We start from the raw sequence: 16,360 nt of genomic DNA on the forward strand, positions 1-16,360 counted from the left end.
CAGTCAATGGGCCAGGGCTCAGCCCTTGGCGCCCTTGGCCTTGCCCACCTTGCTGCTGCCCAGACGCGACTCCTTGCCTTCGAGCAGGCGCTGGATGTTCTCCTTGTGGCGCCAGGCCAGCAGCAGGCCCATCACCACGATGGCGCCAGCAATGCGGTTGTCGGCATTCCAGACCACGCCATCGGCCAGCAGGTAGTACATCGGCGCGAACAGGGCCGCTGCCAGCGAGGCCAGCGACGAGTAGCGAAAGAAGAAGGCGATGATCACCCAGGTGACGGCCGTGGCCAGACCCAGCCAGCCGCTCACGCCCAGCAGCACGCCGAGCGCCGTGGCCACGCCCTTGCCGCCTTCGAAGCGGAAGAACACCGGCCACAGGTGCCCGAGGAAGGCCGCCAGGCCCACCAGGGCCATGGTGCCCTCCTGCAGGCCGTAGGGCTTGCCGAACCAGGCCACCAGCGCCACCGGCAGCCAGCCCTTCACGGCGTCCAGCAGCAGCGTGACGATGGCCGCCACCTTGCTGCCCGAGCGCAGCACGTTGGTGGCGCCCGGGTTCTTGCTGCCATAGGTGCGCGGGTCGCGCATGCCCATGGCGCGCGTCACGATCACGGCAAAGGACAGCGAGCCGAGCAGGTAGGCCGCCACGGTGGCGAGGATGGGGTACACGGCGGTCAATTCAGTTCCTTGGATGGGGTGCGTGCCGACAGCGGCGCAGGGCCGCTATTCTGCCAGCGCGCAGTGCACGGTCTGCGCACCGAGCAGCTGCACGCAGACCTCTGGGTCGATCTGCACCAGAAAACCACGCCGCCCGCCATTGATGGCGATGCGCGGCAGCGCGAGGATGCTGCCCTCGATGTAGACCGGCATCTCGCGCCGCGTGCCGAAGGGCGAGGTGCCGCCCACCAGGTAGCCGCTGTGCCGGTTGGCCACCTCGGGGGCGCAGGGCTCGACCGACTTGGCGCCGATCTGCCGCGCCAGGTTCTTGGTGGAGACCTTGCGGTTGCCGTGCATCAGCACGATCAGGGGTTTGGCATTCTGGTCCTGCATCACCAGGGTCTTGACCACCGTGAAGGGATCGAGCCCCAGCACCTCGGCGCTGTGCAGGGCACCGCCGTGCTCCAGGTACTCGTAGGGGTGCTCAGTGAAGGCCACCTTGTGCGCCTTGAGAAGCTGCGTGGCGGGGGTTTCGGAGACATGTTCTTTCTTGGCCATGGTGCACCGATGGTACCCGCCCGATTCAGCCAGAGCGCCTGCGCCGCCCCACCTTGCGCTTGCCGTACTGTTCGATGGCCGCCACCAGCACGCCCGTGAACTCCTGCACCAGCGGCGGCGGCACCCGGCCGTCCAGCGCCAGCACCTGCAGGCGGCGCTGCTGCAGCTGCACGTCCTCGAAAGGGCGGGCGGCGAGCACGCCCTCTTCCACCCAGCGCGCGGCCGTGAGGTAGCTGGCCAGCGCCACATCGCGCGGGCCCAGCAGCGGCAGCAGGGCCGACGAGAAGTTGCTCACCACGGCCGGTGTGTAGCGCAGGCCCTGCAGCGTGCACGACAGGTCGAACAGCTGGCGCCCCGTGATGCCGGCCGTGCCCAGCAGCAGCGGGTAGCGCACCACATCGGCCACGCTCACGCTGCGCTGCTGCGCCAGGGGGTGCGCAGCCACTGTGATGGCGAATACGGGCGCAATCGCCGAATGCAGCACCGCCAGGCCCTTTTCGGGCGCCACGCTGTACTTGAGGGCCAGGTCCGCGTCGCCGCGCAGGACCAGGGTCGACACCTCCTCGGGCGTGCCCACGTGCAGTTGCAGCTCCACCTCGGGGTGCATGTCGCGGAACTGCGCCATCACCAGGGGCATGAAGCCCGCCGCAAAGCCCTCCGTACAGGCCAGCCGCACACGCCGCGCCTCCTGCGCAGCCAGGCCCTGCAACTGCTCGACAAGCTGCACCGACTCCTGCGCATGCGCGCCCGCATGCGCCAGCAGGCGCTCGCCCGCGGCCGTGAGGCGCATGCCGCGCGACTGCCGCTCGAACAGCGCCACGCCCAGCGAATCCTCCAGCTTGCCCAATTGCCGGCTCACGGCCGACGCGGCCACATGCAGGCGTTGCGCGGCCTGGTTGACCGAGCCGGTGCGCGCCACCTCCAGGAAGTAGCGCAGGGGCAGGCTCAGCAGGGACAGGGGCATGGGTGCTTTTGTATTGCCTTTGAGGCAATGGACAGTTGCTTATTCTCTAGGAATAGCAATGGTAAACCAGCATCGATCTTGCGTGCATCGAGGCTCCAATCAACCCATCGCCACGCCGCGCCCGCCCCTTGCGGTGCAAAGCCCGGCGCCCTACCCTGGAGCCCCCATGACACAACGCCTTCGAGTCCCCCTGCTGATGGCCGCGCTTGCTGCGGCCTGCGGCATGGCCGGTGCGCAAACAGCCGCGGCCGCCAAGGACACCTGGCCCGACCAGAGCGTGCGCCTGGTCGTACCCTTCCCGCCCGGCGGCGGCACCGACGCCGTGGCCCGCGCCCTCGGCCAGAAGCTCGGTACCCGCCTGGGCACGCCCGTGGTGGTGGACAACAAGCCCGGCGCCTCCACCATCATCGGCACCGAGGCCGTGGTGCGCGCCAAGCCCGATGGCTATACGCTGCTGGTCTCGGGCTCCACCAGCTACTCGGTCAACCCCGCGCTGCGCGCCAAGCTGCCCTACGACCCGGTCAACGACCTGGTGCCCGTGGCCACCGTGGCACGCGCGCCCCTGGTCATGGTGGTCAGCGCCAATGCACCCTACAAGGACCTCAACGCCCTGATCGCGGCTGCCAAGGCCGCGCCCAAGACCATCCACTACGCCACCTTCGGCTCCGGCTCGGGCCCGCACCTGGCAGGCGCGCTGCTCGAACAGGCAGCGGGCATTCAGCTGCAGGATGTGCCCTACCGCGGCAGCAGCCAGTCGCTGATGGCGTTGATCGGCGGCGAGATCCAGCTGGGCATCGACACCGTGGCCGCTGCCGCACCGCAGATCCGCGCGGGCAAGCTGCGCGCCCTGGCCATTGCGGGCAACGCCCGCTCCAGCATGCTGCCCGGTGTTCCCACCGTGGCCGAACTCAAGCTGCCCGATGCGGCCTTCGACGCCTGGTACGCCATCGCCGCACCCGCGCGCACGCCACAGCCCGTCATCCGCCGGCTGGTGAGCGAGGTCGAGGCCGTCACGCGCGATCCCGCCATCCAGGAACAGATGCGCGCCCAGTGCATGGAGCCCGTGCACCTGGGGCCCGTGGCCACGCGGGCCGTGATCGACGACGAAATCGGGCGCTACCGCGCCCTGGCGCACCGCGCCAAAATCATTGTGGAGTGACGACGACATGACAACGACGATGAACCGCGACCAACTGCTCGCCAGCGTCCACCGCCATTTCGATGCGGGCCAGTTTGAGGCCGACCTGCGCCGCCGCGTGGGCTGGCGCACCGAAAGCGACACCGGCCAGCCCGGCGCCCCGGCACTGCGCCAGTACCTGACCGACGAGATCGTGCCCGGCCTGGAACCGCTGGGCTTTGCCTGCGAGGTGCTCGACAACCCCGACCCACGCGGCGGCCCGGTGCTGCTGGCGCGCCGTGTGGAATCGGCCGAACTGCCCACGGTGCTGACCTACGGTCATGGCGACGTGGTCAACGGACAGGACGCCAACTGGCGCGAAGGCCTGTCGCCCTGGGAATTGAAGATCGAGGGCGACCGCTGGTACGGCCGCGGCACGGCGGACAACAAGGGCCAGCACACGGTGGTGCTCACGGCCCTGGCGCAGGCCATTGCGGCCCGCCAGGGGCGCCTGGGCTACAACGTGACCCTGCTCATGGAGATGGGCGAGGAAGCCGGCTCGCCAGGCCTGGCCGCCTTCTGCCAGCAGCAGCGCGAGGCGCTCAAGGCCGACCTGTTCATCGCCAGCGACGGCCCGCGCGTGAATGCGGCGCGGCCCACGCTGTTCCTGGGTTCGCGCGGCGCCATCAATTTCTCTCTCAAGGTGAACAGCCGGCCGCGGGCCTACCACTCGGGCAACTGGGGCGGCGTGCTGTCCAACCCGGCCACGGTGCTGGCCCACGCGGTGGCCAGCATGGTCGATGCGCATGGCCGCATGCTGGTGCCCGGCCTGCTGCCCCCGCCCCTCCCGGAAAAGCTGCGCACGGCCATGAAGGACGTGGTGATCGGCGGCGGCGCCGACGACCCGGCCCTGACCCCGGGCTGGGGCGAACCCGGCCTGACACCGGGCGAGCAACTGGTGGGCTGGAACACGCTGGAGGTGCTGGCCCTGGGCGCAGGTTCGCCCGCGCGGCCCGTCAACGCCATCCCGTCGAGCGCCGTGGCGCACTGCCAGTTGCGCTTCGTGGTCGGCACAGACTGGCGCAAGCTCCAGGACATCGTGCGCGCCCACCTGGATGCCCACGGCTTTGCCGAGGTGGAGATCGAACTGGGCATGCAGTGCGGCGCCACCCGCCTGGACCTGCACAACCCTTGGGTGGACTGGGCGCTGGCCTCCATGCAGCACAGCGCAGGCCAACCCGCCACCTTGCTGCCCAACCTGGCCGGCTCGCTGCCCAACGACATCTTTGCCGACGACTTGGGCTTGCCCACGCTGTGGGTGCCCCACTCGTACCCCGCCTGTGCACAGCACGCGCCCAACGAGCACCTGCTGGCCAGCGTGGCCCGCGAAGGCCTGGCCGTGATGGCCGGGCTGTTCTGGGACCTGGGCGAGTCTGCGGGTGTGCCGTGGAAGGAAGGCGCGCTGCCCGCCGAGGCCAGCGCCGCCTGAAGACGTGGTGGCGGCCGGGCCGTCACCCTTGCGTCACAGCGCCGGGTCGCGCAGCTCCTGGCGGATGGCGTCGATGGCCTTGAGCACTTCGGGCGACAGCGTCGTGCCCCAGGCGTTCAGGTCTTCTTCGAGCTGCGCCACCGAGGTCACGCCGATGATGGTGCTGGCCACCTGCCACTTGGTGTAGCAGAACGCCAATGCCAGTTGCGTCGGCGTGAGGCCGTTGGCGCGCGCCAGCGCGTTGTAGCGGCGCGCGGCTTCGAGCGATTCGGGGCGGCCCCAGCGCTGCTTGCGCACCGATTCGTAGGACGAGATGCGGGCACCCTTGGGTGCATCGGGGCCGGTGGTACCGCTCTCGTCGTACTTGCCGGTCAGCAGGCCGAAGGCCAGCGGCGAGTAGGCCAGCAGCGAGACGTTCAAGCGGTGGCAGGTCTCGTCCAGCCCGTTTTCCCAGGTGCGGTTGACCAGGCAGTACGGGTTCTGCACCGTGGCCACGCGCGGCAAGCCATGCTGCTCGGCCAGGCGCACGAATTCGTGAACACCGTAGGGCGTCTCGTTCGAGAGGCCGACATAGCGCACCTTGCCGGCCTTGACCAGGCTCGCCAGCGCATCGAGCTGTTCGTGGATGGGGGTCTGCGAGGTTTCTTTCGCCGGGTCGTAGTACATGGTGCCGAAGGCCGGCACATGGCGCTCGGGCCAGTGGATCTGGTAGAGGTCGATCACCTCGGTCTGCAGGCGGCGCAGGCTGCCCTCGCACGAGGCGACGATGTCGGCAGGCGCCATGCCCTTGCCTTCGCGCACCCAGGGCATGCCGCGCGAGGGCCCGGCCACCTTGGTAGCCACCACCAGCTTCTCGCGCGCACCGGGATTCTTGGCGAACCAGTTGCCGATGATGGTCTCGGTGGCGCCGAAGGTCTCGGCCTTGGCGGGCACCGAGTACATCTCGGCCGTGTCGATGAAATTCACGCCCCCTGCCAGCGAGCGGGCAAGGATGTCGTGGGAATCGGATTCATTGACCTGTTCACCAAAGGTCATGGTGCCCAGGCAAATGGGGGTGACGTGCAGATCGCTCTGGCCGAGCTGGATGGTTTTCATGCGGACTCCGTTGGCAAGCCGCGCAGTTTACGGGTTGCCAGCAAACTCTGCTGGCATGAGCTTCTGCCGCCACCGAATAAGGACGACGCCCTATCCAGAGAGCCCCCAGACGGTGCGCAGCAGCTGCAGCGTGGCCACGGTGGCGGGGTCGTGCTCGGCCGCGCGCGGGTAGATGAAGCTCAGCAGCGCCCCGACCCGGGCATGCGGCCAGATCACCACCTCGCCGCGTTCGCTGGCGGGCAGCGCCACGTCCTCGCGCAGCAGCGACAGGCCCACCCCGGCGCGCACCAGGCTTTGCGGCAGCGAGACCTCGTCGGACTCGATCACCTGGTGCGGCGTGAGCCCCTGGCGCGCGAACATGTCGCGCATCAGCGTCTGCACGTGGTGCAGCGGCGGCGCACCGATCCAGGGCATGGCCGCGATGTCGCGCCAGCCCGCATGCAGCACCTGCGCCGCCTGGCTGGCCGGCCCGGCAATGCGGTAGTGGATGGTCTGCAGCGCCAGGCCCATCACCTCGCGCGGAATGTTCGGGCCGATGTAGAACGCCCCCTGCAGCAGCCCTGCCGCAACCTGCTCGCGCAGCTCCTCGGCGGCGCCATTGCGTGTGCGGATCTCCAGGAGCGGCAGGCTGCGCACCAGCGCACCGAGCAGCGAGCCCAGGCGCAGGGTGTCCGGGTCGGCCACCGTGCCCAGGGTGAGCGAACCCGTGACCTCGCCCTGCAGGTCGCGCGCCTTGCCCAGCAGGTGGCCGGCCGCCGTCAGCACGTTCTCGGCCTCGGGCAGCAGGGCCTCGCCGGCCCGGGTCAGGCTGATGCGGCCCGGCCGCCGGTCGAACAGGGCCACGCCCAGCTCTTCCTCCAGCGCCTTGATCTGGGCGGTGATGGCCGGCTGGGTCAGGTGCAGGGCCTCGGCCGTGCGCGTCACATGGCCGAGCTTGGCCGCCGTGACGAAGGCACGCAGTTGGTAGATCTCCATGCCGCTCAGGCCACGGAGTGAAGGCGGAAGAAAGGTTCAGGCATCGGGCTGCATTGTGGCGTGGTCAGAAGGTGCGAATGAATCCGGCGTGTACGAGCAGGCAGTCAAAACGCGCGCGATCCAGGCGCAAAGCGCACCCATAGCGGGGGCTATGGCGAGCATTTGCAACGACGAGCGCGCGTGTTTTGGCGGCATGAGCGGGCATGGCGGGTTCGTTCACACCTTCTTATTGGTCAAGAAAGCGCACCTGCGTGGGCTCGATGCCCAGGCGCACCTCGGCGCCCGGCGCGAACATGGCCAGGCCCGCATAGTGCGGCTGGTCGGTGACCATGGCCACCTCGCCCACGCGCACCCGGTAGCGCGAGAACTCGCCCAGGAACTCGGCGCTCTCCACCAGGCCGTTGAGCCACAGGCGCGAGGCATCGACCTGCTCGTCGCGCACGCGGATGCTCACCTGGTGCGGCCGGAAGGCCAGGGCTGCCGCCCCCACGGCGGGCGGGTCGGCCGGCCGGGGCAGCGTGAGGTTGCCCAGGCCCTCGACGCGGAACACCAGCGTCTCGCCACCGACCGACAGCACCTGCCCCTCGAGCAGGTTGGCCGTGCCCACGAAGCCCGCCACGAAACGGTTGATGGGAAAGTCGTACAGCCCCGTGGCGGCACCCACCTGCTGCAGGATGCCCTTGTCCAGCACGGCCATGCGGTCGGCGGTGGTCATGGCCTCTTCCTGGTCGTGCGTGACGAAGATGGTGGTCAGCCCCAGCTTGCGCTGCAGGTTCTTGAGCTCCTCGCGCATCTGCACGCGCAGCTGCTTGTCCAGGTTGGACAGGGGCTCGTCGAGCAACAGCAGCTTGGGCTCGATCACCACCGTGCGCGCCAGCGCCACGCGCTGCTGCTGCCCGCCCGAGAGTTGCCCGGGCCGGCGCTGCGCATAGTCGGCCAGGCCCACCAGCTCCAGCACCGCGCCCACCTTGCGGCGGATGGCGTCCTTGGTTTCGCGCCGCTCCACCAGGCCGAAGGCCACGTTGTCCCACACCGTCATGTGGGGCCACAGCGCGTAGTTCTGGAACACCATGCCGACGTTGCGCGCATGCGGCGGCGTGCCGGTGATGTCCTGCCCGTCCACCAGCAGCTCGCCGCGCTGGTGCTGGTTGAAGCCCGCGATCAGCCGCAGCAGGGTGGACTTGCCCGAGCCCGAGGGCCCGAGCAGCGCAAAGAACTCACCGGGCTCGATGCGCAGGTTCACGTCGCGCAGCACCTCGGTGCTGCCATAGCTCAGGCTGATGTGCCGGGCTTCGAGAGAGACTTTGTTCAGATGCATGGAGTGTTCATCCCTGTTTGGCCTGCACCGTGGTGCGCGAGCGCTCCACGAAGCGGTGCGAAAAATACGTGCCCAGGCCCACCACCACCACGGCCAGCACGCCCAGGGCCGCGCCCGGGCCGCGGCCCGAGATGCTCTGCATGTACAGGTAGATGCCGTAGCTCATGGGCGCCTGGCTCTGGGCCGAGGCGAGCAGGATGGTGGCCGACAGCTCCACCGCGGCCGTGATGAAGCTGGTGACGAAGCCCGCCAGAATGCCGCCCATCATCAACGGCACCATGATGCGGCGGATGGTGGACAGGCGCGATGCCCCCAGGCTCTGCGCCGCCTCTTCCAGCGACACATGCACCTGCTGCAGCGCCGCCATGCACGAGCGCAGCGCATACGGCAGGCGCCGCACCGCATAGGCCAGCATGATCAGCACCCAGGTGGTGACCACCGGCGTGTCGGTGAACGGCAGGTTCACGCCCTTGAACATGCGCAGGTAGCCGATGGCCAGCACCAGCCCCGGAATGGCCAGCGCGGCCGACGCCAGGTAGTCGAGCCAGCGGCGCGCCGGCAGCTGCGTGCGCAGGATCAGGTAGGCGATGGCCGTACCGATCACCACGTCCAGCCCGGCCGCGATGAAGCAGTAGAGCAGCGTGTTGCCGATCATCTGCTTGGAATCGGTGAACACCGTGGCGTAGTGCTCCAGCGTGTAGGCATCGGGCAACACCGAGAAACTCCACACCTTGGAGAACGACATCAGCAGGATGCCGATGTGCGGCGCCAGCGTGACCAGCAGGATGAGCCCTATCCAGCCATAGGCCAGCACCGACTCCCAGGCCGACAGGCGCCGGCGCTGCAGCGAGCTGCCGCCCTTTTGCAATGTGGCGTAGTCCTTGCCCTTCATCACGCGCGCCGCCATCCACAGCGCCAGGATCGAAAAGGCGATCATGATCACGCTGATCACGTACCCGAGCGGGTCGTCGATGCCCACCGAGGTGATGCGCAGGTAGGCCTGGGGTGCGAGCATGTTGGTCACGCCCATCACCAGCGGCGTGCCCAGGTCGTCGAACACCTTCACGAACACCAGCGCCGCGCCCGCCAGGTAGCCCGGCATGGCCAGCGGGAAGATCACGCGGCGGAACAACCGCCAGCCGCGCGCACCCAGGTTCAGGGCCGACTCCTCCATGGCCCCGTCGATGTTGCGCATGGACGCCACGAGGTTCAGCAGGATGAACGGAAAGTAGTGGATGCTCTCGACGAAGGTCACGCCCACCAGGCCGTCCATGATGGGCACGGTGAAGCCCAGGTACTCGTTGAGCAGCAGGTTCACCGAGCCATTGCGCCCGAAGATCAGCTGCAGCGCCACGGCGCCGACGAAGGGCGGCATGATCAGCGGCAGCACGCCCAGGGTCTGGATCAGCAACGCCCCGCGGAACTCGAAACGCACCGTGAGGTAGGCCAGCGGCACCGCGATCAGGCTCGCAAAGAACACGCTGGCCAGCGACACCACGAGGCTGTTGACGAACGACTCGCGGAACACCGACTGTGCAAAGAAATTGGCGAAGTGCCCGATGGTGAGCGCACCGGTCTCGTTGATGAAGGCGGTGTAGACCACGAGCCCCACAGGGATCAGCAGGAACAGCGCGAGAAAGGCCAGGATCAGCCCGAAGGCGAGCCAGGGCCCCACGCCCGTGAGGGCGTGCAGCAAACGGCGCGGGCGGGCCGCACCGGGCCCGGCGGCACCGGGTTCGGAATAGACAGCGGACATGGCGGGGGCTTCCCGGCGCCCGCGAGGGGCGCCCTTGGATGAGAGGGATGCGATGCGGCTACTTGGCCAGGCCTTGGGCCTGCTGTGCCAGGCCGCGCGCGCGCTCATAGTTCTCGCGCGCCTTGGTGGCCCACAATTGCTCCAGGCCCGTGAGCTGCTTGGAGACCTCGACGTCGCGCCGGTTCTTGCGGAACAGCGCGAGGAACTCCTCGTTCTTCACGTTGGACTCGCCCACCAGCGAGGTGTAGGCCAGGCTGCGCGCCTGGGCCAGCAGCTCGGACCCCTTGGGGTTGGGCTTGGCCTTCAGGGCCTTGTCGGCGTCGTGGATGGCGCGCGTGGCGGACTGCAGCTCCTTGAGGCGAAAGGTCACCATCTGATCGAACAGGCTGGTCACCACCTGGTAGCGGTTCTCGGACAGATCGGCGTCGAACTGCACCTTGGCGCGCTTGGCCACGTCCTGCGGCACGGGGTAGCCCGCGGGCGCCTTGAGGCTGCTGTAGGGCAGGATGGGCAGGCGGCTGATCTTGGGGTCGAACAGCAGCTGCTGCCCTTCGGTGGACATGCTGAAGGCCATGAACTTCCTGGCCTCATCGGTGTTCTTGCCGCCCGCGATCAGCGCGATGTTGGCCGGCACCACCGCCGTCATGGCCGGGTAGGCGAAGTCCACCGGAAAGCCCGAGTACTTGCCCGCCAGGCCGAAGAAGTCGATCACGATGCCGATGCCGTACTGGCCGTTGTTCACGCCATCGGGCACGGCAAAGCTGCGGTCGGTCACGGCGGCGGCATTGCCCATCATGGCCAGCAGCTGCGACCATCCCTTGTCCCAGCCCTCGCCCTGCAAAATGGTCTCCACCGTGAGCTGCGTGGTGCCCGAGCGCGAGGGCGAGGAGATCGCCACGTGGCCGAAGTACTCGGGCCGCGTGAGGTCGGCCCACTCCCTGGGCGCGGGCAGCTTGTTGGCCTGCAGGTAGCGCGTGTTCCACATGATGCCGTAGCCCGCCAGCGCCTGGCCGTAGTACAGGCCCTGCGGGTCGTTGAGCGGGTAGTTGCCGATCTTGGCCGGCGCAGCGGGGTTCTTCGTGTCGGGTGCGGCCTGCAGCAGCTTGTTGCGCGCCAGCACCTCGAAGGCATCGGGGGCCGAGGCCCACATGATGTCGGGGCGCTGGCCCTCGGGCAGCTCACGCACGTAGGCGATCGCCGCCGTGGTGTTCTTGTTCAGGATCTCGATCTTGATCCCCGGGTTCTTGGCCTCGAAGGCCTTCTGGTAGGCCGTGGTCAGCTCCTTGGGGAAGGACGTGAGCACCGTCACGGTGCCCGCCTGGGCGCCTTGCACGAACAGACCGGCGGCCAGGGCTCCGGCACAAAGAATGCGCTGCATGCTTGTCTCCTCGATGTTCTAGTGGCCCCAATGTAGGGCGCGCCGACGGCCTGTGCCAATCATTGTTTCTGATGCGGCACATCAGTCACAAGACCTGTCGGGTTATCACCTAGGAGAGCGGGTGACTTCAGCGCTCCATCAAGCCATTGGACGGCAGGGTCTCATCGAGCAGCTTTCGGCCGGTCTCCACACCGGCCACCGGCAGGCCCTTGGGGTCGAGCAAGCCCACCTGCACCAGCACGCTGGCCTGGTCCCAGTAGATGTGCTCGTGGTAGAGCTTGTCGCCACGGAACTTCACCACCGCCAGCAGCGGTATCTCCACGCGCCGGCCGGTGGGCGCCACGCCGGGCAGCATCCAGGGGATCTCGGTCGTGTGGGTGAAGCAAAACAGCATCTCGTCGACCACCTGCGTGGCGCCCACCGTGCGGGAGATCGGCGTCAGGCTGGTATCGGGCGGGTTGCTGTTGACGAAGTGGCGCGTGTAGAAATCGTGCAGATGCCGGTAGCCCACGCCGCCCGTCATGGTGGGGATGTGGTTCACATAGGGCTCGTCCACCATGGTGGACATGGTGGCGTCCACATCGCGCGTGGCGAACTCGTATTCGCAGTGCTTGTCCCACAGGGCCGACAGGTCGTAGTGCGGGCCCATGGCGCGGCGCAGCGCGGCCACGCTGCGCTGGTGCGCCATCAGCGCCGAGGGCTTGTGGAAGTGGTCGCCGCCCACGCGCGCAAACGCATGGTCGGTGCCGGGGTAGACGTACAGCTCCACGTTCTCGCGGCCCGAAAGGGCCTGCACGATGGCCTCGCGCGCCGGCGGCGGGCAAAAGCCGTCAAGCTCGGCAATGTGCAGCACCAGGCGGCACTGGATGTCCGCAGCCTCGGCCAGCGCGGCCTCGATGCCCACGCCGTAGTAGCCCACGGCCACGTCGGCATCGGTGCGGCAGGCCGCCAGGTAGGCCAGCTTGCCACCCAGGCAAAAACCCAGCACGCCGACCTTGCCGCCCTGCGAGCGAACCTCGGGACGCGCACGCAGCGCCGAGATGGCCGCCTGCAGGTCCTGCACACCCTTGGCCTCGTCAAAGCCTTGGTAGAACCCGAAGGCGCGCGGCATGTCGCTGGCAGCATCGAGCTCCACCGCCGGCTCCTGGCGCCAGAACAGGTCGGGCACCAGCACCACATAGCCCTCTTCGGCGTAGTAGTCAGCCACGTCGCGCATGGTGGCGTTGACGCCGAAGATCTCCTGCGCCAGCACCAGCCCCGGGCCACTGCCGCTGGCGGGGGTGGCAAGGTAGGCGCGAAAGCGGCCGCTGCCGTCAGCGGCGTCGAGCGTGGTCCATTGTCCTGGCATGGTGGGGGTCCTTGTGGGTGGTGGTAATTTCTGGGAAGACTCAGGAGGCGGCGGCACCGGAGGTGGCCTGGGGCGCGGCAGCCGTGGCGGGGGCACCCGCATGCCGCGCCAGCAACTGCCGGGTGACCACCGCATAGTCCGACGGGTTCACGGGCTCCAGCCACTGCCTGAAGCGGGTGAAGGCGCCCAGCGGCAGTTCCATGTCCTGCAGCAGCTCGTCGATGTTGTGCACCGAGAACGGGATGATGTTGGTGCCCTTGGAATGCTTGCCGTCGGTGCGCTCCTCCATCCAGGCCAGGCGCCGGTCGATCTGCGCGTTCATCTGGTCCTGCGGGGGCAGCTGCAGCCCGCCGCGCAGGTGGTTGGCCAGCCACAGCGCACCGATCTCGCAGTTGAGCTGGCTGAAGAACGAGGAGTTGTAGCCGTTGAACGCCAGGCGCGGCATGCCCACCGGCAGGATGGAACGGTACAGCCGGAAGTTTCCGCGCGCATCGGTCACGCGCTGCAGCACGCTGCTGTCGAAGAACGGCACCTGCTGCTGCCAGCCGGTGCCGCAGACCACCAGGTCGGCGGGCACCGTCTCGCCATTGCTCAGCACCGCCTGGCCGGGCTGCAGCGCGCGGATGCTCACGCCCTTGCGCACGCCCAAGGTGCCGGCTGCCACCTTCTCGTAAAAGCCATCGGTCACGAGGCTCACGGTGCTGCGGGCAATGGTTTCGAGCGGCGTGCCCGGGTGCAGGCCGATCTGGCGCAGCTTGAGCTGGCGCGTGACCACCGATTCCACGCTGCCGAGCATGGAGTTGCGCACAGGCAGGCCCGGGCCGTGCAGGAATTTCTCGAAGCCCTTGGGCTCGATGTACTTGAACAGCGCCTCGCCCATGCGCGTGAGCAGCAGGAACTTGAAGTTCAGCACGTTCATGAACTTCTTCGGGATTTTCCAGATCAGCTGGCGCGCCAGCACTGTGGTGCTGGCACTGTCGGCCGCAATCGCATTGGCCACGTCGCACGAGGACTTGCCGTAGCCCACCACCAGCACATGCTTGCCGCGCGCCTCATCGGCGTCGTTGAACTGGCTGGTATGGCACACGCGCCCGCCCGCCGCCTCGAAGGCATCGGCACCCGGGTACTGCGGCACGGCGGGCTCGCTGAAGATGCCGTTGCACACCACCAGGTAGTCGAAGCGGTGCACCTCGGCCGGCAGGGCGCCGCCCTGCCCGGCCAAGGCACGGCGCGCCTTCACGGTCCAGACGCCGGCCTCTTCGTCGAGCACCGCGCTTTCCACCGTGGTGGACATGCGCAGGTGCGAAATCAACCCGAAGTGCTCGGCATACGCGTGCAGGTAGGCCTGCACCTGCTGGCCCGAAGGCCACTCGGGATAATGCGCCGGCATCGGAAAGTCCGACAGCGCATAGGTGGTGCGCGGGTTCTGCGTGGTCAGGCCCGGGTAGCGGCGCGAGGCAGCCCAGACGCCGCCCACGTCGGGCTCCTTCTCGAACACCGTCACCTCGAAGCCGAAAGCGCGCAGCACCTTGGCCGTGGAAAGGCCGGCAAAGCCGGCACCGATGATGCCTACGGATCGGATGGTCATGGCGGCTGCTCCTTCAGGACATGAGCTTGGGGATGGCGGGTTCGTACGATTCAGGCCCCATGGCCGAGTAACCGCCGTCGCACGCATAGTCGGCACCGGTCACGAAGCTGGCCAGGTCCGAGCACAGGAACAGCACCACATTGGCCACCTCTGCCGGGTCGCCCACGCGGCGCAGCAGGTGGAAGGGTGCGGCCACGCGGTCGGTCTTGGCGCGGTCGCCACCGGTGAGCTGGTCCATGATGGCCGACCAGGTCCAGCCGGGCGAGACGCTGTTCACACGCACGCCCTCGCCCGCCAGGTCCATGGCCATGCTGCGCGTGAGCTGCACCATGGCCGCCTTGCCCACCGGGTAGAGCCAGCGCCCGGTCTGCGCCACACCCGAGGAGATGCTGGTGAAATTGACCACCGCCCCGCCGCCCGCACGCTGGAAGTGCGGGCGCACGGCCTTGAGCACCATCACCGCGCTGACCAGGTTGACGTTGAGCGAGGCCAGCCAGTCCGCGCGCGGCGAGGCGATGCCGTCGTCGAGGTACGAGCAGGCCAGGTTCACCAGGTAGTTCACCCCGCCATGGCGCTCGGCGGCCAGGGCCACGCAGGCAGCCACCTGGGCGTCATCGGTGATGTCCGTGCGGCTGAACAACACCCCCTCCCCCAACTCGTCCGCCAGCGCCTGCCCGGCCTCGGCGTTGATGTCGGCCACCACCACCCGTACCCCAGCCTGGTGCAGCGCACGCACCACCCCGGCGCCGATGAGGGTGGCGCCCCCGGTCACGATCGCGCTCTTGCCGCGCATGCCTTCGAATCCCTGGACCATGCTGACTCCTGTGCTGACTGAAACATGTTGCGGTGCAGCAGCGGTAACACGCCGTCACACCCGCCCCGGTGCACCCGGGTGCTAACGCTCTTGCGCAGCACCCGGGGCATGCACAAGAATAGGAAAGCAGCCCGCGCATCCGCATCCCGAAAGCGCAGGGCGTATCCCGCAAACGCATGTATTCGCGCCCCTGCCGTGGCGTGCTTCGTGCTTGCTCCAGAAGAAACTACACCCCACCGGCCGAACCGCATGCCCACCGCCCGCCAGAGCAGCAGCAGCAGCACCGCGCACCCGCTACCGCTGGCGCACTACCGCCTGTTCGACAGCCACGACCTGGACGAGGCGCGCGAGTTCGTGGGCCGGGTGTTCTGCCCGCACGAGCTGGCCACGCTGCACCCGGGCGCACAGCTCGATGCCTGCCACCACAGCGTGCCCCTGCACCGCGACGCCAGCATGAACTACGTGCAGTACGGCCCGGCCGTGCGCATCGAGCCCGGCCACCTCGCGGGCTTCTACCTGCTGCAGATACCGCTGCGCGGTGGCGCCAGCGTGCGCTGCGGCGGCCAGGCGCTGGAGTCGCATGCGCTCATGGCCTCGCTGCCCTCGCCCACCGAGCCGCTGTCCATGCGCTGGCACGAGGACAGCCCGCAGTTCATCGTCAAGATCGACCGCGAAGCCCTGCAGGCGCGCCTGTCGGCCCTGCTGCAGGCGCCGGTGCAGCAGCCGCTGGTGTTCGAGTTGGGGGTGGACCTGGCCAACCCCACGCTCATGGGCATGGCCAGCTTCATTGCCTACCTGCGCTCGGCGGTCGAGACCAAGGCCTTCCTGCTGGGCCACCCGGTGCTGGCCGAGCAGGCCGAGAACCACCTGCTCACCAGCCTGCTGCTGTCCACGCAGCACAACTACTCCACAGCGCTGGCAGCGGGCACGGCCCTGCCGGGCAGCGCACCCGTGGTGCTGCCGCGCGTGGTCAAGCGGGCGCAGGAGTTCATGCACAGCCGGCTGGAGCTGCCCATCACCCTGGCCGATGTGTGCGCGCACGTGGGCGTCAGCGCCCGGTCGCTGCAGCAGACCTTTGCCCAGTGCACGGGCAGGAGCCCCATGGCCTTCCTGCGCGAGCTGCGGCTCGATGCGGTGCGCGCGGCGCTGCAGCAGCCCGCCCCGTCCGAGCGCGCCCCACAGGTCTCGGACATCGCGGCGCGCTACGGCTTCTTCCACCTGGGGCACTTTGCCGAGGGCTACCGCAAGCGCTTTGGCGAGACACCCTCGGACACCCGCCTGCGGCAGGGCAAAACCCACTGAGTCCGGC

At 68.6% G+C, this 16,360-nt stretch carries 14 protein-coding genes; 3 read left to right on the forward strand and 11 right to left on the reverse strand.

The window, feature by feature from the left end; all coding sequences use genetic code 11:
* Positions 1-18: 18 nt before the first annotated feature.
* The 3 genes from plsY to AC07PF_RS13490 are packed head-to-tail and all read right to left on the reverse strand — an operon-like array spanning position 19 to position 2,173.
* Complete coding sequence (plsY, locus tag AC07PF_RS13480; RefSeq protein WP_494612205.1) at positions 19-672, reverse strand: glycerol-3-phosphate 1-O-acyltransferase PlsY; 654 nt, start codon at positions 670-672, stop codon at positions 19-21.
* Positions 673-717: 45 nt separating this feature from the next.
* Positions 718-1,209, reverse strand: a complete 492-nt coding sequence (locus AC07PF_RS13485; RefSeq protein ID WP_145698908.1) for an aminoacyl-tRNA deacylase — start codon at positions 1,207-1,209, stop codon at positions 718-720.
* Between the two features lie 25 nt (positions 1,210-1,234).
* Positions 1,235-2,173, reverse strand: coding sequence for a LysR family transcriptional regulator (locus tag AC07PF_RS13490; RefSeq protein WP_494612206.1), 939 nt, complete (start codon positions 2,171-2,173; stop codon positions 1,235-1,237).
* 166 nt (positions 2,174-2,339) lie between these two features.
* Between AC07PF_RS13490 and AC07PF_RS13495 the strand changes: the two genes are divergently transcribed.
* Positions 2,340-3,332, forward strand: a complete 993-nt coding sequence (locus tag AC07PF_RS13495) for a Bug family tripartite tricarboxylate transporter substrate binding protein (protein ID WP_494612207.1) — start codon at positions 2,340-2,342, stop codon at positions 3,330-3,332.
* Between the two features lie 19 nt (positions 3,333-3,351).
* Positions 3,352-4,779: a M20 family metallopeptidase gene (locus AC07PF_RS13500; RefSeq protein WP_494612283.1), complete on the forward strand. Its 1,428-nt coding sequence runs from the start codon at positions 3,352-3,354 to the stop codon at positions 4,777-4,779.
* Positions 4,780-4,812: 33 nt separating this feature from the next.
* Here AC07PF_RS13500 and AC07PF_RS13505 read toward each other — a convergent pair whose 3' ends face one another.
* From AC07PF_RS13505 to AC07PF_RS13540, 8 genes are all read right to left on the reverse strand, one after another.
* Entirely contained in the window at positions 4,813-5,874 is a 1,062-nt protein-coding gene (locus AC07PF_RS13505) for an aldo/keto reductase (protein WP_494612208.1), read from the reverse strand.
* A gap of 90 nt (positions 5,875-5,964) precedes the next feature.
* Positions 5,965-6,849, reverse strand: a complete 885-nt coding sequence (locus AC07PF_RS13510; RefSeq protein ID WP_007857430.1) for a LysR family transcriptional regulator — start codon at positions 6,847-6,849, stop codon at positions 5,965-5,967.
* 226 nt (positions 6,850-7,075) lie between these two features.
* Positions 7,076-8,161 carry an ABC transporter ATP-binding protein gene (locus AC07PF_RS13515; protein WP_186458053.1) on the reverse strand — a complete coding sequence of 362 codons (1,086 nt, stop codon included), beginning with the start codon at positions 8,159-8,161 and terminating at the stop codon, positions 7,076-7,078.
* A gap of 13 nt (positions 8,162-8,174) precedes the next feature.
* Entirely contained in the window at positions 8,175-9,923 is a 1,749-nt protein-coding gene (locus AC07PF_RS13520) for an ABC transporter permease (RefSeq protein WP_494612209.1), read from the reverse strand.
* A gap of 58 nt (positions 9,924-9,981) precedes the next feature.
* Positions 9,982-11,301 carry an ABC transporter substrate-binding protein gene (locus AC07PF_RS13525; RefSeq protein WP_494608244.1) on the reverse strand — a complete coding sequence of 440 codons (1,320 nt, stop codon included), beginning with the start codon at positions 11,299-11,301 and terminating at the stop codon, positions 9,982-9,984.
* Between the two features lie 127 nt (positions 11,302-11,428).
* Positions 11,429-12,649, reverse strand: coding sequence for a dienelactone hydrolase family protein (locus tag AC07PF_RS13530; protein WP_494608245.1), 1,221 nt, complete (start codon positions 12,647-12,649; stop codon positions 11,429-11,431).
* A 40-nt stretch (positions 12,650-12,689) separates the two neighbouring features.
* Entirely contained in the window at positions 12,690-14,237 is a 1,548-nt protein-coding gene (locus tag AC07PF_RS13535) for a flavin-containing monooxygenase (RefSeq protein WP_494612210.1), read from the reverse strand.
* 13 nt (positions 14,238-14,250) lie between these two features.
* Entirely contained in the window at positions 14,251-15,051 is an 801-nt protein-coding gene (locus AC07PF_RS13540; protein WP_494612211.1) for an SDR family oxidoreductase, read from the reverse strand.
* Positions 15,052-15,300: 249 nt separating this feature from the next.
* On the opposite strand from AC07PF_RS13540, the gene AC07PF_RS13545 reads away from it, so the two are divergent.
* Complete coding sequence (locus AC07PF_RS13545; RefSeq protein WP_494612212.1) at positions 15,301-16,353, forward strand: AraC family transcriptional regulator; 1,053 nt, start codon at positions 15,301-15,303, stop codon at positions 16,351-16,353.
* Positions 16,354-16,360: the final 7 nt, after the last annotated feature.

It is taken from the genome of Acidovorax sp. GW821-FHT10A04 (genome assembly GCF_059415825.1).

Coding starts and splice junctions, on each gene's coding strand:
- AC07PF_RS13500 (WP_494612283.1), top strand. CDS start 3,352: ATGAACCGCGACCAACTGCTCGCCAGCGTCCACCGCCATTTCGATGCG.
- AC07PF_RS13505 (WP_494612208.1), bottom strand. CDS start 5,874: ATGAAAACCATCCAGCTCGGCCAGAGCGATCTGCACGTCACCCCCATT.
- AC07PF_RS13530 (WP_494608245.1), bottom strand. CDS start 12,649: ATGCCAGGACAATGGACCACGCTCGACGCCGCTGACGGCAGCGGCCGC.
- AC07PF_RS13525 (WP_494608244.1), bottom strand. CDS start 11,301: ATGCAGCGCATTCTTTGTGCCGGAGCCCTGGCCGCCGGTCTGTTCGTG.
- AC07PF_RS13545 (WP_494612212.1), top strand. CDS start 15,301: ATGCCCACCGCCCGCCAGAGCAGCAGCAGCAGCACCGCGCACCCGCTA.
- AC07PF_RS13485 (WP_145698908.1), bottom strand. CDS start 1,209: ATGGCCAAGAAAGAACATGTCTCCGAAACCCCCGCCACGCAGCTTCTC.
- AC07PF_RS13540 (WP_494612211.1), bottom strand. CDS start 15,051: ATGGTCCAGGGATTCGAAGGCATGCGCGGCAAGAGCGCGATCGTGACC.
- AC07PF_RS13495 (WP_494612207.1), top strand. CDS start 2,340: ATGACACAACGCCTTCGAGTCCCCCTGCTGATGGCCGCGCTTGCTGCG.
- AC07PF_RS13490 (WP_494612206.1), bottom strand. CDS start 2,173: ATGCCCCTGTCCCTGCTGAGCCTGCCCCTGCGCTACTTCCTGGAGGTG.
- AC07PF_RS13535 (WP_494612210.1), bottom strand. CDS start 14,237: ATGACCATCCGATCCGTAGGCATCATCGGTGCCGGCTTTGCCGGCCTT.
- AC07PF_RS13520 (WP_494612209.1), bottom strand. CDS start 9,923: ATGTCCGCTGTCTATTCCGAACCCGGTGCCGCCGGGCCCGGTGCGGCC.
- AC07PF_RS13510 (WP_007857430.1), bottom strand. CDS start 6,849: ATGGAGATCTACCAACTGCGTGCCTTCGTCACGGCGGCCAAGCTCGGC.